This is a genomic window from Bradyrhizobium sp. CCGUVB4N (assembly GCF_024199945.1).
Lineage (GTDB): Bacteria > Pseudomonadota > Alphaproteobacteria > Rhizobiales > Xanthobacteraceae > Bradyrhizobium.
Genome location: NZ_JANADP010000001.1, coordinates 2,719,935 through 2,744,413, shown reverse-complemented (window position 1 = coordinate 2,744,413; position 24,479 = coordinate 2,719,935). Strand labels below are relative to the sequence as shown.

General features: G+C 64.7%; 27 protein-coding genes. 8 read left to right on the top strand and 19 right to left on the bottom strand.

The window, feature by feature from the left end; genetic code table 11:
- Positions 1 to 7 precede the first annotated feature (7 nt).
- Complete coding sequence (locus NLM31_RS12370; RefSeq protein ID WP_254192375.1) at positions 8 to 1,501, top strand: sensor histidine kinase; 1,494 nt, start codon at positions 8 to 10, stop codon at positions 1,499 to 1,501.
- On the opposite strand, the gene NLM31_RS12365 is transcribed toward NLM31_RS12370, so the two are convergent.
- Positions 1,498 to 1,932, bottom strand: a complete 435-nt coding sequence (locus NLM31_RS12365) for a hypothetical protein (RefSeq protein ID WP_254196174.1) — start codon at positions 1,930 to 1,932, stop codon at positions 1,498 to 1,500. The genes NLM31_RS12370 and NLM31_RS12365 overlap by 4 nt on opposite strands.
- 7 nt (positions 1,933 to 1,939) lie before the next feature.
- On the opposite strand from NLM31_RS12365, the gene NLM31_RS12360 reads away from it, so the two are divergent.
- The gene (locus tag NLM31_RS12360) at positions 1,940 to 2,143 is read left to right on the top strand and encodes a hypothetical protein (protein WP_254129539.1); all 204 of its coding nucleotides are present in this window, start codon (positions 1,940 to 1,942) and stop codon (positions 2,141 to 2,143) included.
- Between the two features lie 98 nt (positions 2,144 to 2,241).
- Positions 2,242 to 2,481, top strand: coding sequence for a hypothetical protein (locus NLM31_RS12355; protein WP_254192374.1), 240 nt, complete (start codon positions 2,242 to 2,244; stop codon positions 2,479 to 2,481).
- A 102-nt stretch (positions 2,482 to 2,583) separates the two neighbouring features.
- Here the strand turns inward: NLM31_RS12355 and NLM31_RS12350 are convergent, their stop codons facing one another.
- From NLM31_RS12350 to NLM31_RS12340, 3 genes are read right to left on the bottom strand one after another with little or no spacing between them, the layout of a single operon-like run.
- Entirely contained in the window at positions 2,584 to 2,784 is a 201-nt protein-coding gene (locus NLM31_RS12350) for a hypothetical protein (RefSeq protein WP_254192373.1), read from the bottom strand.
- Between the two features lie 35 nt (positions 2,785 to 2,819).
- Entirely contained in the window at positions 2,820 to 3,029 is a 210-nt protein-coding gene (locus tag NLM31_RS12345; RefSeq protein WP_254129536.1) for a hypothetical protein, read from the bottom strand.
- Between the two features lie 34 nt (positions 3,030 to 3,063).
- Positions 3,064 to 3,273, bottom strand: coding sequence for a hypothetical protein (locus NLM31_RS12340; protein ID WP_254192372.1), 210 nt, complete (start codon positions 3,271 to 3,273; stop codon positions 3,064 to 3,066).
- Positions 3,274 to 3,388: 115 nt separating this feature from the next.
- Here NLM31_RS12340 and NLM31_RS12335 point away from each other — a divergent pair, with 115 nt between their 5' ends.
- A complete protein-coding gene (locus NLM31_RS12335) occupies positions 3,389 to 3,583 on the top strand; it encodes a DUF3072 domain-containing protein (RefSeq protein WP_200472691.1) in 195 nt (64 codons plus the stop codon).
- A gap of 83 nt (positions 3,584 to 3,666) precedes the next feature.
- Positions 3,667 to 3,942: a DUF6496 domain-containing protein gene (locus NLM31_RS12330; protein ID WP_254129534.1), complete on the top strand. Its 276-nt coding sequence runs from the start codon at positions 3,667 to 3,669 to the stop codon at positions 3,940 to 3,942.
- 12 nt (positions 3,943 to 3,954) lie between these two features.
- Here NLM31_RS12330 and NLM31_RS12325 read toward each other — a convergent pair whose 3' ends face one another.
- Positions 3,955 to 4,317 carry a hypothetical protein gene (locus NLM31_RS12325; RefSeq protein WP_254135299.1) on the bottom strand — a complete coding sequence of 121 codons (363 nt, stop codon included), beginning with the start codon at positions 4,315 to 4,317 and terminating at the stop codon, positions 3,955 to 3,957.
- Between the two features lie 276 nt (positions 4,318 to 4,593).
- Positions 4,594 to 6,141, bottom strand: a complete 1,548-nt coding sequence (locus NLM31_RS12320; RefSeq protein WP_254192371.1) for a Do family serine endopeptidase — start codon at positions 6,139 to 6,141, stop codon at positions 4,594 to 4,596.
- Between the two features lie 213 nt (positions 6,142 to 6,354).
- Between NLM31_RS12320 and NLM31_RS12315 the strand changes: the two genes are divergently transcribed.
- Positions 6,355 to 7,191, top strand: coding sequence for a universal stress protein (locus NLM31_RS12315; protein ID WP_254192370.1), 837 nt, complete (start codon positions 6,355 to 6,357; stop codon positions 7,189 to 7,191).
- Positions 7,192 to 7,213: 22 nt separating this feature from the next.
- Here the strand turns inward: NLM31_RS12315 and NLM31_RS12310 are convergent, their stop codons facing one another.
- From NLM31_RS12310 to NLM31_RS12265, 10 genes are all read right to left on the bottom strand, one after another.
- Complete coding sequence (locus NLM31_RS12310; RefSeq protein ID WP_254129531.1) at positions 7,214 to 7,426, bottom strand: hypothetical protein; 213 nt, start codon at positions 7,424 to 7,426, stop codon at positions 7,214 to 7,216.
- A gap of 176 nt (positions 7,427 to 7,602) precedes the next feature.
- Positions 7,603 to 9,459 carry a bifunctional diguanylate cyclase/phosphodiesterase gene (locus NLM31_RS12305; RefSeq protein ID WP_254192369.1) on the bottom strand — a complete coding sequence of 619 codons (1,857 nt, stop codon included), beginning with the start codon at positions 9,457 to 9,459 and terminating at the stop codon, positions 7,603 to 7,605.
- A 268-nt stretch (positions 9,460 to 9,727) separates the two neighbouring features.
- Positions 9,728 to 10,465, bottom strand: coding sequence for a ribulose-phosphate 3-epimerase (rpe, locus tag NLM31_RS12300; protein WP_254192368.1), 738 nt, complete (start codon positions 10,463 to 10,465; stop codon positions 9,728 to 9,730).
- Positions 10,462 to 11,394, bottom strand: a complete 933-nt coding sequence (cbbX, locus tag NLM31_RS12295; protein WP_254192367.1) for a CbbX protein — start codon at positions 11,392 to 11,394, stop codon at positions 10,462 to 10,464. The genes rpe and cbbX overlap by 4 nt, the downstream gene beginning before the upstream one ends.
- 99 nt (positions 11,395 to 11,493) lie before the next feature.
- The gene (locus tag NLM31_RS12290) at positions 11,494 to 11,901 is read right to left on the bottom strand and encodes a ribulose bisphosphate carboxylase small subunit (protein WP_254129527.1); all 408 of its coding nucleotides are present in this window, start codon (positions 11,899 to 11,901) and stop codon (positions 11,494 to 11,496) included.
- Positions 11,902 to 11,912: 11 nt separating this feature from the next.
- Entirely contained in the window at positions 11,913 to 13,373 is a 1,461-nt protein-coding gene (locus NLM31_RS12285; protein ID WP_254129526.1) for a form I ribulose bisphosphate carboxylase large subunit, read from the bottom strand.
- A 29-nt stretch (positions 13,374 to 13,402) separates the two neighbouring features.
- Positions 13,403 to 14,488 (bottom strand): class II fructose-bisphosphate aldolase, encoded by a 1,086-nt coding sequence (fba, locus tag NLM31_RS12280; RefSeq protein WP_254192366.1) that lies wholly within the window; start codon positions 14,486 to 14,488, stop codon positions 13,403 to 13,405.
- A 17-nt stretch (positions 14,489 to 14,505) separates the two neighbouring features.
- Positions 14,506 to 16,524 (bottom strand): transketolase, encoded by a 2,019-nt coding sequence (gene tkt / locus NLM31_RS12275; protein WP_254192365.1) that lies wholly within the window; start codon positions 16,522 to 16,524, stop codon positions 14,506 to 14,508.
- A gap of 13 nt (positions 16,525 to 16,537) precedes the next feature.
- Positions 16,538 to 17,413 (bottom strand): phosphoribulokinase, encoded by an 876-nt coding sequence (locus NLM31_RS12270; RefSeq protein WP_254129523.1) that lies wholly within the window; start codon positions 17,411 to 17,413, stop codon positions 16,538 to 16,540.
- Positions 17,414 to 17,425: 12 nt separating this feature from the next.
- The gene (locus NLM31_RS12265) at positions 17,426 to 18,463 is read right to left on the bottom strand and encodes a class 1 fructose-bisphosphatase (protein ID WP_254192364.1); all 1,038 of its coding nucleotides are present in this window, start codon (positions 18,461 to 18,463) and stop codon (positions 17,426 to 17,428) included.
- A gap of 120 nt (positions 18,464 to 18,583) precedes the next feature.
- Here NLM31_RS12265 and NLM31_RS12260 point away from each other — a divergent pair, with 120 nt between their 5' ends.
- Both NLM31_RS12260 and NLM31_RS12255 read left to right on the top strand, forming a co-directional pair.
- Positions 18,584 to 19,561: a LysR family transcriptional regulator gene (locus tag NLM31_RS12260; protein WP_254192363.1), complete on the top strand. Its 978-nt coding sequence runs from the start codon at positions 18,584 to 18,586 to the stop codon at positions 19,559 to 19,561.
- Positions 19,562 to 19,933: 372 nt separating this feature from the next.
- On the top strand, positions 19,934 to 22,306 hold the full coding sequence (locus NLM31_RS12255; RefSeq protein WP_254192362.1) for a TonB-dependent siderophore receptor: 2,373 nt from the start codon (positions 19,934 to 19,936) through the stop codon (positions 22,304 to 22,306).
- 59 nt (positions 22,307 to 22,365) lie between these two features.
- Here NLM31_RS12255 and NLM31_RS12250 read toward each other — a convergent pair whose 3' ends face one another.
- The 3 genes from NLM31_RS12250 to NLM31_RS12240 form a co-directional block, all read right to left on the bottom strand.
- Positions 22,366 to 22,563, bottom strand: a complete 198-nt coding sequence (locus NLM31_RS12250) for a hypothetical protein (RefSeq protein ID WP_254192361.1) — start codon at positions 22,561 to 22,563, stop codon at positions 22,366 to 22,368.
- Positions 22,564 to 22,700: 137 nt separating this feature from the next.
- On the bottom strand, positions 22,701 to 23,120 hold the full coding sequence (locus NLM31_RS12245; protein WP_254192360.1) for a DUF4118 domain-containing protein: 420 nt from the start codon (positions 23,118 to 23,120) through the stop codon (positions 22,701 to 22,703).
- A gap of 137 nt (positions 23,121 to 23,257) precedes the next feature.
- Positions 23,258 to 24,451, bottom strand: a complete 1,194-nt coding sequence (locus NLM31_RS12240; RefSeq protein ID WP_254192359.1) for an MFS transporter — start codon at positions 24,449 to 24,451, stop codon at positions 23,258 to 23,260.
- Positions 24,452 to 24,479 lie beyond the last annotated feature (28 nt).

Here is a 24,479-nt window from a genome sequence, read left to right as displayed (position 1 = left end):
TCCGAGAATGGACCACGAAAAGGTCAATATCCTCCTCGTCGACGACCAGCCGGCCAAGCTGCTCGCCTATGAGGTGATCTTGAAGGAACTCGGCGAGAACCTCGTGATCGCCTCGTCCGGCCGCGAGGCGCTGGAGGTTCTGCTCAAGACCGAGATCGCGGTGATCCTGGTCGACGTCTGCATGCCCGAGCTCGACGGCTTCGAGCTCGCCGCGATGATCCGCGAGCATCCGCGCTTCCAGAAGACCGCGATGATCTTCATCTCGGCAATCCAGGTCAGCGACATCGACCGGCTCCGCGGCTACGAGATGGGCGCGGTCGACTATGTTCCGGTACCCGTCATACCGGAAGTGCTGCGCGCCAAGGTCAAGGTGTTTGCCGAGCTCTATCGCAAGACGCGCGAGCTCGAACGGCTGAACCAGGATCTCGAGGATCGCGTCCGCGCCCGCACGGCCGAGCTCGAGAATTCCACCGCGAAGTTGCGCGAGAGCGAAGAGCGGCGCAGCATGGCGATTGCCGCCGGCAAGATGGGATCCTGGGACTGGGATTGGGTCAACGGCGACTGGATGTGGGACGAAGGCCAGTACCGCATTTTCGGCGTGACGCCGGAGACCTTCAACGTCACCTCGGCCAACATCCAGGCGCTGCTGCACCCGGATGATTTCGACCGGTTCGGACAGGCGATTGCCGCGTTCAATACCGGCGCCCACGCCTATGAGGGAGAGTTTCGCGTCTGCAGGCCCGATGGCGAGGTGCGCTGGTGCGTCGGCACGGCGGCCGCAACGGTGGATCCGGGCGGCCGCGTGGTGCGGGTGAGCGGCGTCACGGTCGATATCACCGAACGCAAGCGCGCCGAGGAACGGCAGAACCTGCTGGCGCGCGAAGTCGATCACCGCGCCAAGAATGCGCTGGCGCTGGCACAGTCGATCGTGCGCCTCACCCGTGCCGACGAGGTCAAGGCTTACGTCCATGCCGTCGAGGGGCGCATCAATGCGCTCGCGCGCGTGCACACCATCCTGTCGCTGTCGAGCTGGCAGGGCGCCGAGCTCTCCAAGCTGATCGAGGAGGAGCTTGCGCCCTACTCGCTCGGCGGACAGATCGAGCTCACGGGTCCCGAGGTGCAGTTGCTGCCGGCGACGGCGCAGACGCTGGCGCTTGCGCTGCACGAGCTCTTCACCAATTCGGCCAAATATGGCGCGCTCTCGACCCGGTCGGGGCGGCTCGCGATCGGCTGGCAGGTCGAGAACGATCTTCTCGTCCTGACCTGGGAGGAGACCGGAGGGCCGCTGGTCAGGACGCCGAAGTCGCGAGGCTTCGGCACGAGAAGCCTGCTGGCCAGTGTCGAATCCCAGCTCGGCGGACAGGCGCAATTCGACTGGCGTTCGGAGGGCCTGTTGTGCCGCCTCAATGTGCCGTTGATACGCAAGAGCGCGGCAACATCGGCAACGCAGGACAAGTTCGAGGCCAGCACCTCCCCCGAACTTCAGCGCGCGTCGGGTTAGCGCGACGCAGCGACCTTCAGCCGTAACATCGGCTTCGGTTCATCGGCGACACGCCCCTCGAGCCAGGCCTCCGTTTGCGCGAGATCGCGCAACGCCGTCGCGTAGCGGCGGGTTGCGCTGCGCTCTGCACCGCGCGGCAGCTTGCGCGCCTTGCGCAACATGTCGGCCGCTGCGTTACGGTAGGCCAGCGAGCGATAGAGAAAGACCACCTTACCCATAGCGAATGTTCCCGTGTTGATGCCGTTCATCCTGGCAAGATCGGCATGAACGTCGGATGAAGCGGGGGATGACAATTCCTTCATGCAAAATGGAACCCGCGACGACGATGCGCGTTGGCGTGCCAGATCGATCGGCAGTTCCATGCGCACAAAAAAGTCGCCAAACAGGTCGCCAAATAGATCGCCAAGCCTGATCTCTCCCACCGGCATCATCAAGCTGATGACACACGCGATGATGGGCGCGGCACTCGGCCTGGTCTTCACACTTGCACTGATCCTGGCCAATCCCGCGGTCGCAGAATTGCTGAATCACGGCGGCCATGCGGCAGCCTTCGTCTTTGTCGGCACGATGGTGACGACGTTTGCCATCGGTGCGGCGCTGACGGGTGTCGTGTTCATCCTCAACGAGGACAAGGAATCTTGAAGCGCGCGTGAGGCGCAATGCGCTCTTTGGTTCGGAACTCCCTCGGCAATGAGCGGTTGGCTCTGCCTGCGTCAATTCAACTCAGGGAGTTCCCGCGCATGAACACGACCAAGCTCACTCTCGCCGTGATGTTGGTAACCGGCCTCGCTGCCGCGCCCTTCGCCGCGCAGGCCAAGTCGCACAAGGCGAAGCATGAATCATCAACCTCGTCGTCGCAGACGACAGGCGCCAACATGAAGAAGACCGTACCTGCCGACGCGTCCGGCCAAGGCGGTGCTGGCCCCGGCAGCGATCAGGGTGGCAGCATGACCAAGCCCCAGAACGGAATGAGCAAGTAAGCGCGGGCTCAAGACAATGAGAAGCCCCGCGGCGACGCGGGGCTTTTCGTTGCTTTGGCGATGCCGGTCTCGATCGGCAGTCGAGGCACATGGCCAGCGAACTTAGCGCCACATCGTCGGCGCGCGGGTCAGCACGTCCCGGCCGGCGCGCTTCAAATCGTCGACCGAACATTGCCCCGATCGAGCAAGATCACCCAGTCGTGCGGCAATTCGTTCGCGCGTCGCCATTTCGGACGGCGCAAGATCGGCACAGACCTCATCAAGCACGGCCCTCAGCAGAGCGGCCATTTCGGCTTCCGGCACGGACGAGCTCCGGCATGTCGCGTTGCGCGATCGCTTTAGCTGCGTCGAATGTCAGTGATGTTAAGGTGGCCGCCTGTGGGAGCTGTCTTCACGAGGTGGTCGAGCCGCGCCCGCTTGCGCGTAATCAGGAGCTGGGCCGCGGCATCGTCGAGGCCCTCGCGCTGCAATTGCCGGATCGCGGAGCCCAATTCGAGGATCTCGGCGCGGAGCTTCAGAATCCGGTAGGCGTCCGGGTCTTCTTCCACCGCCAGCCTCCATCCGCCACCGCCGTGGCATGTCTCAACGGCGCGCCGCCCTGCTCTCGCTCTTCTGCGCACGAAGACGCACCCGGTCGCGGATGTCGGGCAACACCCCGCCACCGCCGGCGGCCTTCCATTCGCCGATCAGCAGATTGATTTTCCGGCGCAGCTCCATCTGCGTCAGAGCCCGCCCGGTGCAGTCGCGATCGCGATTGACGAGATCGCGCACGGACGCCTCGACATCGGCCATCTCCAGCCTCAAGGCGCTGATTTTGCGTCGAATTTCATTAATTCTGTTGTCCATGGCTTGTTAGAACAAAATAAGAACATATAGTCAAGTCACGAATTCAGAGTGGAGAGCAGAGATGCAGGTTCAGGGTAAATACGACGCCAAGGCTTTTCTCATGGAGCAGATGACCCGGGCGCAAGGGCTGCGGCTGAAGCGGCTGAGCGAAGAGGCCTACCAGCCCGCGCAATATGATCGCGGCCTGTCCTCGGCCGAAGCCGCACGCCGCATCCAGGTGCTTGAAGCGGAGATCGAGCTCGCGAACTCCTTCTGAGGCCCGCGGCCGGCGCCTTTGGAACGTTGCGTCAGCCCTCCTGTTCTCTTCCGAGGCCAAGGGGAGGTCAAGGGAGAGAGTTGATGGCACGCAAGGCAAAGAAACGCCGCTACTCACGCAGTGCCGGCAGTGATGTCGAACGAGAGATGCGGCGCTACAAGAAGGGGACCGCGAAGAGCGGACCCGGCGGCCGCGGCGGTCGCGTGAAGAGCCGCAAGCAGGCGATCGCAATCGGCCTGTCGGAAGCACGCGCAAAGGGCAAGAAGGTGCCAAAGAAGGCATCCAAGAAAACGTCAAAGAAAACGTCAAAGAAGAAGACGGCCAAGAAGAGCTCGAAGCGGAAATCCGCCAAGCGCTGACGCCGCCCGGCGTCAGATCATGCTGCCGGGCATGAAGCAGCGAATCGAAACGCCGAACGCTGTCTTGACCGGCCAGACCATGGTGCGACCGGCGCGGTTCGGCTCGGTAATCACGGCTTCGTCGGGGACCTCGACCCACTCCCCGTCAAGACGAACCCGGTAATGCCCATTGTGCGAGTCCCAGTCGGGATCGGCGACGGCAACGCCGTCCGCGTCCGAACAGCATGGACCGAGATGGCTGCGCAGGCTGTCGAACCAGGGTTTTAGCGGTGAGTCGGTGAAGCGGCCGTCGTCGCGCCCCAAGGCATTTCCGGTCGACAGCACGAGTGGCGCCAGCAGCAGCGCAAGCTTCAGCGAGAGCTTCAATCGATCCATGTCGGCACCGATCAAATGCGGACCACCGGCCGGTTCCACAAAGCAGCCGGACGTCCGAAGTTCCACTCCAGCAATTTGCCTCGGCGCCGTCATTGCCGCCAAGGCACAACACGCGATTCCAAAGTCTGACGAGCGAACGCGGCTTTTTCGGACGAACCCGTCACCAATGCTGCCGTTAACGAGAATGTTATCGACAGCCTGTGGGTATCTCGAGAGGTATGCACGAAAAAGGCGGCCCGCAGGCCGCCTTTTGAATTTGCCGTCGGGATCCGGAAATCAGGCGAGCGGCACCGCGACGAAGCGGGTCGCCTCAGCGCTCTTCACCTGCAGCAGCACGCTGTTCTTGCCGGACGATTTGGCCTGCGCCAGCTCGGAACGGACGTCACCGACATTGGCGACCGCCTTGCCGCCGACATTGAGGATGACGTCGCCGGTCTGGATGCCGCGCTGCGCTGCCGGTCCCTGCGGGTCGACCTCGGTGACCACGACGCCCTTCTGACCTGCGCCCTGGACCTCGCCGGCCGGTGCCAGGCTGAGGCCGAGGCGCGGCGTACCGGGAGCCTGCTGTGCCTTGCCGTCACCAGACCTATCGCCTCCTTTGGCCTGCCGCTCGTTCGGCAGTTCGCCGAGCGCGAGCGTCACCGTCTTGGTGTCGCCCTTGTGAACGACGTCGAGCTTTACGGACGTGCCCGGCGCCAGCGTGGCGATGGTGCGGGCGAGATCGCGTGAGTCCTTGATCTCGGTCCCGTTGACGGCGGTGATGACGTCGCCCGCCTCGATGCCGGCCTTCGCTGCCGGGCTGCCATCCTGCGGGTTGTCGACGATGGCGCCGCGCGCCGCCTTCAGGCCGAGGCTGTCGGCGATCTCCGCGGTCACCGGCTGCACCTGCACACCGAGCCAGCCACGGGTGACGGCACCCTTGTCCTTGAGCTGCGCGACCACGAGCTTGGCGGTCGAGGACGGAATATCGAAGCCGATGCCGACCGAGCCGCCCGAGGGCGAGAAGATCGCGGTGTTCACGCCGATCACGTTGCCGTTCATGTCGAAGGCCGGACCGCCGGAATTGCCCTTGTTGATCGGCGCATCGATCTGGATGTAGTCGTCATAGGGACCGTTGCCGATGTCGCGGCCGCTGGCCGAGACGATACCGGCCGTCACCGTGCCGCCGAGGCCGAAGGGATTGCCGACCGCGACCACCCAGTCGCCGATCCGCGGCTTCTGGTCGGAGAATTTCACGAACGGGAAGTCCTTCTTGCCGTCGACCTTGATCAGCGCGAGGTCGGTCTTCGGATCGGTGCCGACCACCTTCGCGGTGTAGATCGTGCCATCATCCATCGTCACCTGCACGGACTCGGCGTGGTCGACGACATGGTTGTTGGTCACGGCATAGCCGTCGGCCGAGATAAAGAAGCCGGAGCCCTCGCCCGTGATCACCTGGTGGCGCTGGCGCGGCATGCCATTCATGCCACCCTGGCCGCGGAAGCCGAACTGCCGCTGGAACTGGTCGAACGGAGAATCCTCGTCCTGATCCATCCGGTTCTGCTGCAGCATCGCGCTCTTGTCGTTGTCCTGGTCGATCTTCACCCGCACCGAGATAACGGCGGGCTTGACCTTGCTGACGAGGTCGCCGAAGCCCGGCGGCGTCGCGGCGCTCTCAGCGGCCTGCGCCGGCGAAATCAGGGAGTTCACGCCGAACGGCGTCGAAGCCGGAGACGCAGCCAGCACGGCCACGCCAAGCGCGGCCACAGTGCCGAGCAGCGCGAGCCGGCGCGGCCTGAGAATTGTACGGGTGCTTTTGGTGTCGGAATTGACGCGATCGATCATGTCGAAATGTCCATGTTGGGTAAGTCGCCTTGCACCCAACATGGACACCGTCACCTTACGGCGTCCCGTCCACGCGATTAAATCTTGGCAAAGAAAGCGCGGCGGGCGGCCGCAGGCTAAATTTCCTCGCCGCGCACTTGATGCAGCTCAACGCGAGCCCCCCCGCGCAGTGAAAAACTGCGCCCATTGGATGATGGCCATCGGAGGCGCACCATGTACAAGGATATTCTCGTCCATATTCCGACCGAGCGCCCGATGCGCGCCCTGATCGACGGCTCGATCTCGCTTGCGGCCAAGCTCAACGCCCACATCGACGCGATCGCCGTTGGCTATGTCGCGGGCACGGCTGCTTATGCCATGGAGGGCGGTGCTGCCGTGGCAGCCGTGTTCGAGATGGAACGCGAGCGCGCGATGGAACGGGCCGAGGCGGCGCTCGCGGTATTCAGAAGCGGAGCGGCCATCGCCGGGATCTCCTATACCTGCCACCCGCTCGGTGCGATCCCGGTCGATGCAGCCGCCTCGCTCGGCGAAATGGCACGGCTGCATGATCTCAGCATCGTGCTCCAGCCCGATCCGGCGCTGGCGTCGTTCGACAACGACGTGCCGGGCGAAATCCTGTTCCAGGCGGGCGGTCCGGTGTTGTTCCTTCCCCACACCTTCCGCGGGACATTCAGGGCGAAGCGGGTCGGCATCTGCTGGGATGGCAGCCGGCTTGCGAGCCGCGCGATGCGCGACGCAGCGCCATTGCTGGCACGCGCCGAGGAGATCGTGATCATTGCGATCAACGAGTCCGACACCGCTCCCGAGGAGGCTTCCGCGAGCAATCTGGCGAAACATCTGGGCCGCCGCGGCCTGTCGACGCGCACGGACAGCCTTTCGGCCACGCGCGCCAATATCCAGCCCACCATCCTGTCATTGGCGGCGGACGAGAGCCTCGATGTGCTGGTGATGGGCGGCTACGGCCATTCCCGATTGCATGAGCGCTTTCTCGGCGGCGTCACCCGCGCCATGCTGGAAGCCATGACGGTCCCGACCCTGATGTCGCACTAGCGAAGGCGGAACGGACCCACGCTCACGCCGCGGCGGGTCGCTCCCATGCGGCGGCTGCGATGGCGTCGTCTTCGCGTTGCGCATTGCACGCGTCGAAATGCGCCTTCAGCGCGATCTCGGCAAGATATTCGAAATGTTCGGCCTGGCCGAGCAGCTGCCAGTTCTGGAGCGGCCGATAGGCCGCCTGCTGGCGACAGAGGGACGCCAGCGCGCGGTAGCGACGTACGTTCTCCATGAGACCCTCCCTCGCATTCACACGGGCTTATTATCCTGATTTGCGTCACGCCGATGGCGGTTGTGCAAAACATTTTCTGCGTACACAGCCGGCTTAACCTTGGTTAACTCTAGGGAAACCGGACGACGCACATTGGTTCCTATCGGGCGAACTCGAGCCTGAAACTCACGATGGGTTTAGGCGTAACGGCGGCGTTCGACGTTGATGCCGATCAAATCGAAATAGCGTTCGATCGGTTCGGGCCGGCCGATCAGATAACCCTGCATTTCCTCGCAGGCCTCGCACTCGAGGAAGGCACGCTGCGCCTCCGTCTCCACCCCTTCCGCGACGACTGGGATGTGCAGGGCGTGCGCCAGGCTCAGGACCGCACGAACGATCTCGGCCGACTTCGGCGTCGCCTCGAGATTGGAGATGAAGCTGCGGTCGATCTTGATCTTGTCGAACGGGAACGACTGGAGATAGGACAGCGACGAGTACCCGGTGCCGAAATCATCCATCGCGATACGGATGCCGAGCGCCTTCAGCCGCCGCAGCAGATTGAGCGCGCGGGCGAAATCGCCGATCAGCACGCCCTCCGTGATCTCGACCGCGAGCCGTGTCGGCGCAAGTCCCGTCTCCAACAGGATCCGGTGGATCGACCGTTCGAGGTCGCCGGTCTGGAACTGAACCGGCGACAGATTGACCGCGACCTGCAGCGGCCGCGGCCAGGACGCGGCCTCGCGGCACGCCTCGCGCAAGACCCATTCGCCGATCTGGATGATCAGCCCGTTCTCTTCGGCCAGCGGGATGAACTGGTCCGGCTGCACGATGCCGCGGGTCGGATGATGCCAGCGCAACAGCGCCTCGAAGCCGATGATCTCGCCGTCCATCCGCGCCTGCGGCTGGAAGTAGAGCAGGAGCTCGTTCTGCTCGACGGCCTGCCGCAGATCGTGCAGCAGCAGCCTGCGATCGCGCAGTTCCCGATCCATCTCGGATTCGAAGAAGCACACCCTGCCCCGGCCCTCGCGCTTGGCGCGATACAGCGCGGAATCGGCATTGGCGAGCAGCGTTGCCGCATCCACGCCGTCATTGGGATAGAGCGCGATGCCGACGCTGAGGCCGACATGGGAGAGATAGTCGTCGACCTCGAGCTCGTTGCCGATCGCCTCGACCAGCCGCTCGCCGGTCGCAAGCACCTCTTCACGGCAGACATCGTCCGGCATCAGGATCATGAACTCGTCACCGCCGATACGGGCGACGAAGGCCCCATCTGCTTCCGCAGCGAGCCGCTCGGCCGCCGCGCGCATCATCATGTCGCCGACCGGATGGCCGAACAACTCGTTGACGTCCTTGAAGCGGTCGAGATCGAGGCTGAGCACCGCAAAACCGGCCGACGCCTGCTGCGCGCGCTGCAGCCGCTCGCCCAGCGCCGCATTGAATGCGCTGCGGTTCGGCAAGTCGGTCAGCGCGTCGTGATGCGCGAGGTGGCTGATGCGCTCCTGCGTATTGACGCGCTCGGTGACGTCCTCGATCACGCCGACCAGATATTGCGGATCGCCGGCATCATCGCTGATCAGCATCTTGCGCGAATTGACGACGCGGTCGTGGCCCTTGACGCCGATCTCGAGCAGGTGCTCCTCAAGGAACATCGGCATGCCGCTGGCGACGACGCGGCGGTCCTGCTCGTTGACCATGCGGGCGACCTCAGCCGGGAAAATCTCCTCGGGCGTCCTGCCGAGCATCTGCTCGCGAGGCACGCCGTAATGGTCCTCGCCGGCGCGATTGAGCAGGATGTAGCGCGAATCCTTCGCGCACTTCGCGAACACAGCGATCGGGATGTTCTCGACGATGGTATCGAGGAATTCCTGGGTCCGCAGCAGATCCTGCGCGACCTCATCATGCGTCTGCGCGCGTGCATCGATCATCCGCTGCCGCTCGCGATCGCTGACCTCATAGGCCGCGCTGACGAGCTCGCCCAGCTTGACGACGTCGACCTGTCCGGTTGCGTCCGTGGCGCAGCGAAGCTGCTCGGCGAACAAGCGATGCATGCTCATGCCATCGCCTCTCGCCGCGTGCAGGCCTCATGCCTGCAGGTATCCTGGATCAGCATCCCCACGCTCTCTCGCATTCCTGAACCGGAGACTGCGATACCTCGCATTGCGTGGGTGTTAATCGAATCTTCGTCTCGGGCGCGTTGGTTACTCCGGCCTGAAACGATTGATTGGCTTGTTCAACATTCTCCGTGGAACCCCGGAGAAATGTGGCACGCCTCGGCGCAACCGGAGCAGCGACGGCGGCATCACCGGTCTCATCATCCGTAGTCTACCGGATCAACGCACTCTCTCCGACCCGCATCGGCAGCGAGGAATTATCCTGCCGTTTCGGAACCCGGCCGGATTCCGCGGCAACGCGAATGGCCGCGATGTTGGCGGCATAATCGGCACTGCTCTTGCCGCGGAACACAGCGGAACCGGCCACCAGCGTGTCAGCCCCCGCAGCGGCGACAGCAGCCGCATTGTCACGCGTGACGCCGCCGTCGACCTCGAGCCGGATCGGCCGCTCGCCGATCATGCTTCGAATCCGCGCGATCTTCTCGAGCTGGGATTCGAGAAAGGACTGGCCGCCGAAACCCGGGTTGACCGTCATCACCAGCACGAGATCCAGACGATCGAGCACATATTCGATCGCGCTCTCGGGCGTCGCCGGACACAGGCTGACGCCGGCCTTCTTGCCGAGTGCGCGGATGGCCTGGAGCGAACGGTCGAGATGCGCCCCCGCCTCGGCATGGACGGTGATGACGTCGGCGCCCGCCTTCGCGAACGCCTCCAGATAGGGATCGACAGGCGCGATCATCAGGTGCACGTCGAACACCTTCTTCGTCGCCGGCCGGATCGCCTTGATGACATCTGCGCCGAAGCTGATGTTCGGCACGAAGTGGCCGTCCATGACGTCGCAATGGATCCAGTCCGCGCCGGCCGCATCGATTGCCGCGATCTCGTCGCCGAGGCGGGCGAAATCCGCCGCCAGGATCGAGGGGGCGATCACGATCTCCTTGGTCATGGTTTTGCACTCCGCGCATCGGCTCCGCCGCTGAAGACACGGCTCGCCAGGACGTCTATGGGATCGATCGTCTCGAGGTCGGCGACGTCGAGCATACGATTGAGATCGGACACCAGGCGATCGGCCTGCCGCAGACGAATGCGATCGACCGCGTTGCGGATCGAGCGCGCGTTGGAGAAGAACGGCTGGGTCCGGCGCAGCGCAATGTATTTCTCGAACGCCTCGCGCGCCGCCGCCGAAAAGCGATAGCCACGCTCCTTCAGCATCAGCTCGGCGATGACCAGCAGCTCGGCTTCCGCATAATCCGGAAATTCGATGTGATGGGCGATGCGCGAGCGGAAGCCGGGATTGGAGGCGAAGAAGCTCGTCATGCGCTCGCCATAGCCGGCGAGGATCACCACAAGGTCCTCGCGCTGGTTCTCCATCACCTGGAGCAGGATCTCGATCGCCTCCTGGCCGTAGTCGCGTTCGTTGTCGGGCCGGTGCAGGTAATAGGCCTCGTCGATGAAGAGCACGCCGCCCATCGCCTTCTTCAGGATCTCCTTGGTCTTCGGCGCGGTGTGGCCGATATATTGCCCGACGAGATCGTCGCGCGTCACCGAGATCACCTGTCCGCGCCGCACGAAACCAAGGCCGTGCAGGATTTTCGCCATGCGCAACGCCACAGTGGTCTTGCCGGTGCCGGGATTGCCGGTGAACGACATGTGCAGCGTCGGTGGCGCCGAAGCGAGGCCGGCACGCTGGCGGATGCGCTCGATCAGCAGGAGCGACGCGATCTGGCGCACCCGGCTCTTGACCGGCTTCAGGCCGATCAGCTCCTGCTCGAGCTGTTGCAGCGTGTCGGTGATCCCGGCCGCTTCGGCCTCCTTGCGAAGATCGAAATGGGTCTCACCGCCTTCAGCGGCTGCTGCATGGGGAACGTCGAGCATGGGCACCTCGAAGAAAAGAGCTTCGCCGCGGGGGGATGCGGCGAAGCAGTGGTCCGCCAAGGAAACGGAGCAGGGAGTGCTCCGTGCGGAAGGGAGAGGCTATTGCGAGGCGTGGGCGGCGGGCTTGCGCACGGTGGTGTAGCGGATCGCGCGGCCGCCGACCTCCTGCCGCACCAACTCGAACTCGGCCTCCTGCGGCGGACGGTTGACGAGGAAGGAGATCCGCACCGATTCCCAGCCGTGGCTCGAGTCGAAGCCGCTGACACGGATGTAGCGGTCGCCGTACACCCTGCGGCATTCGGCCAACTCCATCATCACGCCGGCGGCGTCCTGGAGATCGAACATCGGCAGGCCCCACATCTCCCAATAGGTGCTGCGGGGATGCGGGTCGTCGGTGAACTCGATGTTCACCGCCCAGCCGTTGGCAAGACAGTACTGCACTTGCTTGTAGATCTGGTCGTCAGTCAGATCGGGCAGGAACGAGAAGCAGCCCTGGGTCAGTTTCATATTCTTTCTCCTCAGACGGTTTCCAGCGCCGTGGGCACGAAGTCCGGCGTGTCGGTGGATTGATAGTTGAAGGTCACGTCCTTCCAGACTTCGAGCGCCGACTTCAACGGCGTGCAGGTCTGCGCGGCCTTGGCGAGAATCTCCGGACCTTCGTGGACGTAGTCGCGCCCCTCGTTGCGGGCGAGGATCATCGCCTCCAGCGCCACGCGGTTGGCGATCGCGCCTGCCGCAATGCCCATGGGATGGCCGATGGTGCCGCCGCCGAATTGCAGCACGACATCCTCGCCGAGCAGATCGAGCAGCTGGTGCATCTGGCCGGCATGGATGCCGCCGGAGGCCACCGGCATCATCTTGTTCAGGCTCGCCCAGGACTGGTCGAAGAAAATGCCGTGCTCGAGCCTGGTCGGATTGAAATCCTCGCGGCAGACGTCGTAGTAGCCGCGCGTGGTGTTGGGATCGCCTTCGAGCTTGCCGACCACCGTGCCGGCATGGATGTGGTCGACGCCGGCCAGCCGCATCCACTTCGCGATGACGCGGAACGACACGCCATGGCTCTTCTGCCGGGTGTAGGTCGAGTGGCCGGCACGGTGCAGATGCAGGATCATGTCGTTACGGCGCGCCCACTTCGCCATGGACTGGATCGCGGTATAGCCGATCACGAGGTCGATCATGACGATGCACGACCCGAGCTCCTTGGCGAACTCCGCGCGCTCGTACATGTCCTCCATCGTGCCCGCGGTGACGTTCAGATACGTGCCCTTGACCTCGCCGGAGGCCGCCTGCGCACGGTTCACCGCCTCCATGCAATAGAGGAAGCGGTCGCGCCAGTGCATGAAGGGCTGCGAGTTGATGTTCTCGTCGTCCTTGGTGAAGTCGAGCCCGCCCTTCAGCGCCTCGTAGACGACGCGGCCGTAATTGCGGCCCGAAAGTCCGAGCTTCGGCTTGACCGTTGCGCCCAGCAGCGGCCGGCCGAATTTGTCGAGCCGCTCCCGCTCGACCACGATGCCGGTCGCCGGCCCCTGGAATGTCTTCACGTAAGCGACCGGGAACCGCATGTCCTCCAGGCGCAGCGCCTTGAGCGGCTTGAAGCCGAAGACGTTGCCGATGATCGATGCCGAGAGGTTGGCGATCGAACCCGGCTCGAACAGGTCGAGGTCATAGGCGATGTAGGCGAAATACGAGCCCGGCGTGCCCGGCACCGGATCGACGCGATAGCACTTGGCGCGGTACTTCTCCGCGGCAGTCAGGCGGTCGGTCCACACCACCGTCCATGTCGCAGTGGAGGATTCGCCGGCAACGGCGGCCGACGCCTCGATCGGGTCGACGCCCTCCTGCGGCGTGACACGGAACAGCGCGATGACATCGGTGTCCTTCGGCGTGTATTCGGGCTCCCAATAGCCCATGCGCGCGTATTCCATCGTGCCTGATCGATAGCGTTCCTTGCCGCGGACGGTTCCTGCATGTGCATTCATGGCTCTCTCCTGCTCTTCTCTCTGAATGATTAGGCTGCGACCGGCTCACGGGTACCGATGCCGGGGTCAAGCTCGCCAGTGCGGTAACGCCGCGCCATCTCGCTCAAGGGAACGACCTTGATTTTGCTGGCGTGGCCGGCGGTACCGAACTGCTCGAAACGATCGCGGCAGAGCTCGCGCATCGCATCCATCGCGGGTTTGAGGAATTTGCGCGGATCGAACTCGGAGCGCGTTTGCGCGGCCACTTTCCGGAACACGGCGGTCATGGCGAGCCGGCAGTCGGTGTCGATATTGACCTTGCGCACGCCGCTCTTGATCCCGCGCACGATTTCCTCGACCGGCACCCCCCAGGTCTGCGGCATCTCGCCGCCGAACTGGTTGAACATGTCCTGCAGAGGCTGCGGCACCGACGAGGAACCGTGCATCACGAGGTGCGTGTTAGGCAGCCGGCGGTGGATCTCCTCGACCACCCGCATCGCCAGAATGTCGCCGTCCGGCTTGCGGCTGAACTTGTAGGCGCCGTGCGAGGTGCCCATTGCAATGGCGAGCGCATCGACCTTGGTGGCGCGAACGAAGTCGACGGCCTGGTCGGGATCGGTCAGCAGCTGGTCGTGGCTGACCTTGCCCTCGACGCCATGGCCATCCTCCTGCTCGCCACCACCATGCTCGAGCGAGCCGAGCACGCCGAGTTCGCCTTCGACGGAGGCGCCGACCCAGTGCGCGAGATCGACGACGCGGCGGGTGATCGCGACGTTGTAATCGTAGTCGGCGGCCGTCTTGGCATCGGCCTTGAGCGATCCATCCATCATCACGGACGTAAAGCCATGGGCAATGGCCGACGCACAGGTCGCCTCGTCATTGCCGTGGTCCTGGTGCATGCAGAGCGGAATGTCCGGATAGGTTCGCTCCAGCGCGTCGATCATGTGCGACAGCATGAGATCGCCGGCATAGCTGCGGGCACCGCGCGAGGCCTGGATGATGACGGGCGCATCGACCTCGGCCGCCGCCTGCATGATCGCGATGCCCTGCTCCATGTTGTTGATGTTGAATGCCGGCACCGCGTAACCGTGGCTGGCGGCATGATCGAGCAATTGGCGAAGAGTGATACGGGCCACGAAGAGTCCTCCTGTTATTACTTGCGAGCGCGGGCGATCGCCCGCCGGGCGGCTTCCGCGACGCCTTGCGGCGTGATGCCGAACTCGCGGTAGAGCACCGGAGCCGGGGCCGAGGCACCGAAGCCGCGCATGCCGACGAACTCGCCCTCCGCGCCGATCCAGCGATGCCAATCGCCGACGACGGCCGCCTCGATGCCCACGCGCGGCGCGTTGCCGAGAACTGCGGCGCGATAGTCGTCGGGTTGCTCCTCAAACAGGGCAAAGCAGGGCGCCGACACGACGGCGGCGCGGACGTGCTCTGTTGCAAGCAGGCGAGAGGCCTCCAGCGCGATCGAGACTTCCGAGCCGGTCGCCATCAGCGTCACGTCGCGTCCGCCATCAGGCGAGACGATCACATAGGCGCCGCGCGCGACCCGGTTCCTGCCGCGGACATCGCTGCGGAAGGTCGGCAATGCCTGGCGCGACAGGCACAGCACGGAGGGACGATTCTCGGCCTCAAGCGCGCAATCCCAGGCTTCCAGCGTCTCGACCGCGTCGGCGGGCCGGAACACGAGCAGGTTCGGAATGACGCGCAGCGCGGCGAGATGCTCGACCGGTTGATGCGTCGGACCATCCTCGCCGAGACCGATGGAGTCATGGGTCATGACATGGATGACGCGCAGGCGCATCAGGGCCGCAAGACGGATCGCCGGCCGGCTGTAGTCGGAGAACGCGAGGAACGTGCCGCCATAGGGAATGAAGCCGCCATGCAGCGCGAGGCCGTTCATCGCGGCCGCCATGCCGTGCTCGCGAATGCCGTAATGGATGTAGTCGCCAGCGAATGCGGCACGCTTGACCGGAACCTGCGCCTTGGCATGCGTCAGGTTCGAATGTGTCAGGTCCGCAGAGCCGCCGACGAATCCGGGGATCGTCCCCGCGATGCCATCGAGCACCTGCTGCGAGGCCTGCCGCGTCGCAAGCTTCGGACGCTCGGTGGCAAAGCGTTCGCGCAATTTCGCCGAGGCCTGGGCATAGGCGTTCGGCAGGGCAACCGACTTGCCCTCGATGAAGAGCTCACGCTGCTCGGGCGTCGCGTCTTCGTAGCGATCGAGCCAGGCCAGGCGATCCACCTGCCCGCGCTGCCCGATCATCCGCCACGCCTTCATCACCGGGATCGGCACGACGAAGGGCTGATAGTCCCAGCCGAGTGCCCGCCGTGCGGCCGCGGCCTGCTCGGTGCCGAGCGGCGCGCCATGCGCCTTCTCGGTCCCCTGACGATCCGGCGCGCCGTAACCGATGATCGTGCGGCAGGCGATCAGGGACGGCTTTGCGCTCTCGCGCTCCTCTGCGATCGCCTGCGCAACGGCCTCGGGATCGTGCCCGTCGACGCGGCGGACGGACCAGCCGGAGGCGGCGAAGCGCGCCAGTTGATCGTCCGAAGTTGCGAGCGACGTCGGGCCATCGATCGAGATGCCGTTGTCGTCGAACAGCACGATCAGGCGGCCGAGCTGGAGGTGACCTGCGAGCGAGATCGCCTCCTGGCTGATGCCCTCCATCAGGCAACCATCACCTGATATCACGTAGGTGAAGTGATCGACGAGGCCGTCACCATGCCGCGCGTTGGCCATACGCTCGGCGAGCGCCATGCCCACGGCCGTCGCGATGCCCTGCCCCAGCGGTCCGGTCGTGGTCTCGACGCCGGGCGTGTGGCCGTATTCAGGATGGCCCGGCGTCTTCGAGCCCCATTGCCGGAACGCCTTGATGTCGTCGAGGCTGACATCGCCGCCGGTCAGATGCAGCAGCGCATAGAGCAGCATCGAGCCATGGCCGGCCGAGAGCACGAAGCGGTCGCGATCCGGCCAGTTCGGATGTGCCGAGTCGAATTTGAGGAAGCGCGAGAACAGCACGGTCGCGACGTCGGCCATGCCCATGGGCAGGCCCGGGTGACCGGACTGCGACGTCTCGATGGCGTCGACCGCGAGGAAGCGGACGGCGTTGGCGAGATCGCTGTGCGCGACCGCCGTGAGGTCGGCGTCGGCATGAACCGAGATGTTCATCAGATCCTCCTTTTCACTTCAAGCTGCGCTTGCGCTCGATCAGCTGCATGATGAGGGGCGTCAGGATGAGCTGCATCGCCAGATCGAGCTTTGCGCCCGGACACACGATGGAGTTCGCACGGGACATCCAGCTCTGCGGCAGCATCGACAGCAGATAGGGGAAGTCGATCCCGCGCGGATTCTTGAAACGGATCACGACCATCGATTCGTCCGGCGTCGGGATCCAGCGCGCGATGAACGGATTGGAGGTGTCCACCGTCGGCACGCGCTGGAAGTTGATGTCGGTCTCGGTGAATTGCGGGCAGATGTAGTGGATGTAGTCCGGCATCCGCCGCAAAATGGTGTCGGTGACGGCTTCGGTCGAATACCCACGCGCGCTGCGGTCGCGGTGCAGCTTCTGGATCCATTCGAGATTGATGACGGGAACGACGCCGATCTTCAGGTCCGCATAGCGCGCGACGTTGACCCGGTCGGTGACGACGGCGCCGTGCAGGCCTTCGTAGAACAGCAGGTCGGAATTCTCCGGGAGCTGTTTCCACTCGGTGAAGGTGCCGGGCGCCGCACCGTGCAGCGCGGACTCCTCGGCGTCGTGGACGTAGTGCCGCGTCGTCGCGGTGCCGGTCTCGCCATAGTCGCGGAATGCACGCTCAAGCTCCTCGAACAGGTTGGTGTCCGGGCTGAAATGGCTAAAGTGCTTGTTGCCGCGTTCGGCCTCCTGCGCCATGCGCACGCGCATTTCGGCGCGGTCATAACGATGGAATGCGTCGCCTTCGATGTAGACGGCGTTGACCTTCTCGCGGAAGAAGATCTGTTCGAACGTCTTCTTGACCGATGTCGTACCCGCGCCGGACGAACCGGTGATGGAGATGATCGGATGCTTCCTGGACATGGGTCACCTCGCTCAGAGCCGGAAGAAGCCGCGCCGCGCGAACAGTGGCGCGGAGACACTGGCAACCAGCAGCGGATCGCAGTGCAGTTCGGCGACGCGCCGCACCTCGTTGCTGGAGCCCATCACCAGCGGCACGCGCTGGTGCAGGTTTTGCGCTGACAGATCGAGGATGCGCTCGCGCCCGGTGGAGGCCGAACCTCCGGCCTGCTCGATGATCATCGCCATCGGGTGCGCCTCGTAGACGAGGCGCAGGCGGCCGTCGCCATAGCCGGGCCGCGCGTCGGAGGGATAGAGGAACACGCCGCCGCGCGTGAGGATGCGATAGGTTTCCGCGACCAGCGAGCCGATCCAGCGCATGTTGAAATTGTGGTTGGCGGGCCCGTCAACGCCGGCGAGGCATTCATCGATGAAGGCGCGCACCGGCGGCTCCCAATGGCGGCGATTGGAGATGTTGATCGCGAACTCCTCGCAGGCCTCGGAGATCTGCACGGCGCTGCGCGCGAGACGGAAGCAGCCGGCCTTGCGATCGAGCGTGAAGATGTCGACGCCGTCGCCGAGCGTCAGCACCAGCGAGGTCTGCGGACCGTAGGTGACGAAGCCCGCGGCGAGTTGCGCCGAGCCGCGCTGATGGAAGGCGAGACCGAGATCGTCCGGCGCGGGCAAGATCGAGAAGATCGTCCCGACCGTCATGTTGAGGTCGATGTTGGAGGAGCCGTCGAGCGGATCGATCGCGACGCAGATCCTGGCCTCGCGGTCGCCAATCTGAGGCTCGCGCATCTCTTCGGACGCCAGCGCCGCGATCGGCAGCTTGCCGAGGCAGCGGCGCAGGATCGCATCCGCCTGCACGTCGAGGTTACGCTGGACATCGCCGTCGCTGTTGCGGCCGGTGGTCAGGCCCGAGGCGTCCGCAAGATCACCGGTAGCGATGAGATCGGCGATCTCGATCGCGGCGGCCGCGATGGCGTCGACTGCAGCCGCCACGGCGAGCGCATGCGGCGCCGTCTCGGAGTGGCGTTGAAGGTGGTCGTCCAGCCTGAGTTGCCCGGTCATCTGCGTCCATCCCCTTGTGGGCGCCGCATCCAGTTCCCTCCCCGATGGAGGCAGGTCGCGGTCGTTCCCAGCACGAGGAGATTGACAGGGCCGGCTTAATAAGGAAAATTTCTATTCATAATGAGTGCCAAAGAATTTTCTTATAATGGCCCCGGCCATGCGGCGACCCAGCTCCGGCATCTGACCATCCGGCAGTTGCGCTCGCTCGCGGCGCTTTCGGCCAAGGGCAGCGTCACCGCCGCCTCGACCCAGCTCGGGCTGACCCAGCCGGCCGTGACCCAGCAGCTGCGGCAGCTTCAGGACCTCGCCGGCCTGCCGCTGGTGCAGCGGACCGGCGACGGCATGCTGCTGACGGAGGCAGGTCGCGAGGTGCTGGCGCTCGCCGAGCGCGTCGAGGCCGCGATCACGGACTGCCAGGGCGCGCTCGATCTGCTCGCGGGCAAGACCGGCGGCACGGTGCATCTCGGTGCGGTCTCGACCGCGAAATATTTCGTGCCGCATGCGATCGCGGCCTTCTCCAAGCGCTCACCGAAGATCGAGATCAAGCTGACCGTCGGCAATCGCGAGGAGATTCGCGAGGCCATGCACGGCTACGACCTCGATTTCGCGGTGATGGGTCGGCCACCGGCCGACGTCAGCGTCGATGTGCGTCAGCTCGGGCGCAATCCGCACATCATCGTCGCGCGCAAGGGGCACTGGCTGGAGAAGGATTCAGGCCTCAGCCTGACCGATCTCGTGCACGAGACCTTCCTCACCCGCGAGCCCGGCTCGGGCACACGCACGCTGATGGAGGGGATGTTCCAGAAATCCGATCTGGAGCCGATCATCGGCATGGAGATGAGCAGCAACGAGACCATCAAGCAGGCGGTGATCGCGGGTCTCGGCATCGCCTTCATCTCGGCGCACACGGTGGCGCATGAGCTCGCCGAGGGGCGACTGATCGTGCTCGATGTCGCGGGTCTTCCGATCGTCCGGCAATGGTACGTGATCCGCCGCAGCGACAAGGTGCTGCTGCCGCCGGCGCAGGCGATGTTCGATTTCCTCGGCTCGGAAGGCGCGAACTATCTGCCCGAAGTGCCCGATTTCGGCGAGCGGTAGCGCCGCCGGCGCTCAGACCATCAGCTTCATCGCGACCGTCGCCGCCAGAACGACGATGATCTGGAGCAGGCGCTCTGTCGTGAAGATGCGGTTGAAGGTGGTCATCGCGCGCCCCGGCGGTCGTAGAGATCCGGGCCAGTTGCTAGCACACACGGCCGGCGGCGTAACTCCGTAGTCGTCACGGGTTCTGCGCGCACAGGGGATCGTTGGAACTCGAAATGTTTCGAACGATTCAAATCTGATGTCCCGGAATTGCTGAACGCCCAAATTGTTCATGCACGCAGTGACTTCGCGTGCACGGATGAGTCTTGCCCCGCATCCGCCGCATCTTTGGGGAATCCGGGCGAGCTTTGAAGTGCAAGGGAGGGCGCGATGAACCGCATCGCAGCCGACGGAATTCTATTGCCTGTTGCCGGCCGCGGGGTTGCCCGCAGCGTGCTTGCCGTATTGATGACGTCAGGCGCGTTCTTCGCCAGTCCACAAGCCTTCGCGCAATCAGCGCCGGCACCGGGCGCAACGCTTCCTCCCGTCAACGTCACGGCCCCCGAGGCGCAGCGCCGCACCAATTCATCCGCGGCGTCGCGACGCTCGAGCGGCACGCGCTCACGTCGCACGCAGACGGCGCGCCGGCCCGAGACGACGCCCGCACCAAAGCCGTTCGCACCATCGCAGGATGCCCGCACCGGCACCGTCGGCTATTTCACCAACAGCACCTCCGTTGCCACCAAGTCCAACACGCCGATCGTCAACATCCCGCAATCGCTGTCCGTCATCACCCACGAGCAGATCCGCGACCAGAACTACCAGGGCCTGACCGACGTGACGCGCTATGTGCCCAGCGTCGCCGTGCACCAGGGCGAAGGCAATCGCGACGAGCTCGTCATCCGCGGCGTCGATTCCAGCGCGAATTTCTTCGTCAACGGCTTTCGCGACGACGTTCAGTATTTCCGCGACATGTACAACGCCCAGAGCATCGAGGTGCTGAAGGGCCCGAGCGCGATCACCTTCGGCCGCGGTGCGGGCGGCGGGCTTCTCAACCGGACGCTCAAGGAGGCCGACGGCAACCGTGTCTACCAGGCGACCGCGCAGACGGGATCATGGGGCGACCGCCGCGTCACGCTCGACGCAGGGCAAGCCATCAACGAGAACGTCGCGGCGCGACTGAACGTGTTTTACGAGGGCAGCGATGCGTTCCGCGACTTCAACCATCTCGAACGCTACGGCATCAATCCGACCGTCACCCTGAAGCCGGACGACTTCACCAAGGTCAAGCTGTCCTACGAATATTACCACGACGGCCGCACCGCCGATCGCGGCAATCCCTCGCAGAGCCTCCCCGGCGGCGTCACGCGGTTCAATCCGACCACGCCGTTTGCCCCGAACGGAAATTTCCAGACCTTCTTCGGCAGTCCGAGCCTCAACACCGCGCAGGCAACGGTGCAGACCGGCATGGCGATCGTCGAGCACGATTTCCAGAACGGCTTGACGGTGCGTAACGGCACGATCGCGGCCGATTACCAGAAATTCTACCAGAACATCTATCCGACCGGCGGGGCGCTGGCCGGCGCCGTCAATCCGGCCGACACCGCGGTCAATCTCGGCGCCTATCAGCACACCACCAACCGCGACAATGTCTTCAACCAGACCGACTTCATCTACAAGGGCTGGACCGGGCCGGTCGCGCACACCGTGGGCTTCGGCACCGAGTTCGGCCACCAGACCGGCGTCGACATCCGCAACACCGGCGTCTTCCCGAACGGCACCAACACCATCGTCCAGAACCCGTTCGCGCCGACCTATTTCGGGCCGGTCAACTTCGTCCACCACTTCACCGGCACCAATACCGACGGCGTCACCACGCCGGACTCCAACAGCAAATACGGCTTGAACATCGAGTCCGGTTACTTGCGCGACACCATCGAATTTTCGCGCGCGCTCCAGCTCATCGTGGGCACGCGGTTCGACCGGTTCGAGATGTCGGCGCTGGACATGAACACCAACATCAACCGCGCCCGCACCGACAATCTGGTGTCGCCGCAGGCGGCCCTGATCGTCAAGCCGATCGAGAGCATGTCGATCTACACCGCCTACAGCATCTCCTACCTGCCCGCTTCCGGCGATCAGTTCTCCTCGCTCACCGACGGCACGCTGATCCTGCAGCCGCAGAAATTCGAGAACACCGAGGTCGGGATGAAGTGGAACATCAACCCGAAACTGCTGTTCTCGACGGCGATCTACAATCTCAACCGCACCAACCAGCCGATCGCCGACGGCAACAATCCTGGCTTTTTCTTCCCGTCCGGCGCCACGCTGACGCGCGGCTTCGAGGCGAGCCTCGTCGGCTACGTCACCGACCAATGGCAGTCCTCGCTAGGCTATGCCTATACGGACGCGAAGATCACCAGCGCGACATCGGCGACCGTCGTCGCCGGCAATCGCGTGCAGCTCGTGCCGTACAATCAGTTTGCATGGTGGAACAAGTACCAGTTCACGCCCGTGTGGGCGGCGGCACTCGGCATCATCTATTTCGGTGATTCCTTTGCGTCGTCAGACGACACCGTGAGGCTGCCGAGCTTCGTGCGCTTCGATGCCGGCGTCTACGCCACGATCGATGCCAATTGGCGCGCGCAGCTGACGGTCGAGAACATCTTCAACAAGGGATATTGGGCCTCGGCCGACGGCAACAACAACATCTCACCCGGCCAGGGGCGCACGGTGAGGGTTCAGGCGAGCTACAGGTTCTGAGCTAGTCTCAGGCAACGTCAGCGATCCCTTCGCTGACGTTCGCGCCGGATGGTTAACGCTTAGGCAGCGAGCGGCGTGGCGTAGTCGGCGCGCGAAGCGAAATAGGCTTCCAGTTCCGACAGCGCGCGGGCTTCCCACTCGCTGGCCTGCTCCAAGAGTGACCAGCGCTGGCCCGGCCGAAACGCCGCGGTCTGGCGATAGAGCGATGCGATGCCGCGGTAGCGGCGCACGTTCTCGAAAATGGCGTGTCCGTTCATGTCGAAAACTCCCTCGTATTCCCACGAGGGAAATTGCGGCCAAATCTTTTTCGAAAAGTTAGCGGCGCGATCCGGCTGTGTGGATGGTTGCCGGACTGTTGCGCGAGCGCAACGCACGCGCTCGGTGCAGCACCCGATTATTGCGAATTCGTTGCCGCGCTCTCACCCGGCGACTTCAATCCACCGCGGCCGGTGATCGTCATGCTCGCGCGGCAGAGATCGGCAAGGCCGATCAGGAGCACGGCGAGCAGGCAGAACAGATTAATGGAATCCGCATTCGCGCTGGACAGCGGCGTGAACTCGAAGAAGGGCGGAATGAACGCCCACCACACCAGCGGCACGGTGAGCAATGCGGCGAACACCGCCGCCGGTGCACCCGCGACGAGGCCGAGCACGAACAGGCTGGGGAGGAACGCTGCGAAATAGAGCTTTGCGCCGAGCGCGACGCAGACACCTTGGAGCGCAGCCGACGCTGCGACGACGATAAATCCGAGCAGAAATGCCTGCCACGACCATGGCCGTACTCGCGGTACGCCATACAGTCCCGCACGCCTCATAGGGCCTCCCTGCGGCTGTTAACCCGGCCGCTTGCGACCAAAGTACTACAGCTGCAGGGAAATCGCGAGGTGGAAATTGCATTGGCCGGGCCGCCGTAACCGGGGCTTGGTAAACGGCGGCCCGCACAATCGTACCGTTATTCGGCCGCCGCGTAGGTCAGGCTGGCAATGGGCAGCGCAAGGCCAATGGCCGAGGCCAGCGTCCAGCCGCCTTGCGCGAACGCCCAGGCGCCGAGCCCCGATCCCGCCGCACCGGCGGCGAAGAACGTTGCCATATAGAGCCCGTTGAGGCGGCTGCGGTGCTCGTGCCCGAGCACGAAGATGGCGCGGAAGCCGAGCACGACATTGCCCTGCACGCCGAAATCGATCGCGATCGCGGCCGCGACCAGACAGGCGAGGTTCAGCATCGATCCGGCTGCGCCGACATGCGTCACCAGGAAGCCCAGGGCGACGGACAGCATCGCGGCGATCGTGGCAACGCGGCTATGGCCGCGATCGGCGAGCCGTCCTGCGATCGGTGCCGCGAACACGCCGGACACGCCGGCGAGCGCGAACAGCGCGATGCCGCGCTGGGTGAAGCCGAATTGGCTCGCGAGCTGGAGCGGCACCACCGTCCAGAACAGCGTGAAGGCGCCGAACAGGCCGGCCTGGTAGAGCGCGCGCCGCCGCAACAGCGGCGTGGCGCGCACCAGATGCGGCATCGACAGCAGCAGCTCGCCGTAATGCATGCGCGCCACGGGCTTGCGTTTCGGCAGCGTGAGACGCAGCACGATCGCGAGCACGATCATCAGCGCCGCCGAGCAGAAGAACACCGCGTGCCACGACAGCGCCGCTGCGACGAAGCTCGACACCGGCCGCGCCAGCATGATGCCGAACATCAAGCCGGTCGAGACGTTGCCGACGACGCGGCCGCGAATGGCCTCCGGCGCCAGGTGCGCGGCGTAGGGAATGATGATCTGCACCGCGACCGAGCCGAGCCCGATGAACAGCGCCGCGATCAGGAACGGCAGCGCATGGGTCGCGAACGCGGCCGCGAGCAGCGCCGCCGCGCCGAGCGTGATGACGGTGCAGATCAGCGTGCGGTTCTCGACGAGATCGCCGAGCGGCACGATGAACAGCAAGCCCGTGCCGTAGCCGATCTGCGTCATGGTCACGATCAGGCCGGCGGCCGCGTGCGACAGGCCGAGCGCGGCGCTGATCGGGGCGATCAGCGGCTGGGCATAATAGATGTTGGCGGCGACCATGCCACAGGCCGCGGCAAGCACGAAGGTCAGTCGCTGCGACACCGCATCCGGTTCGGGTGCGGCGTCGATCGTGGCATTCATCGTCATTCCAAACTCTCCGACACGTCGTCGTCTC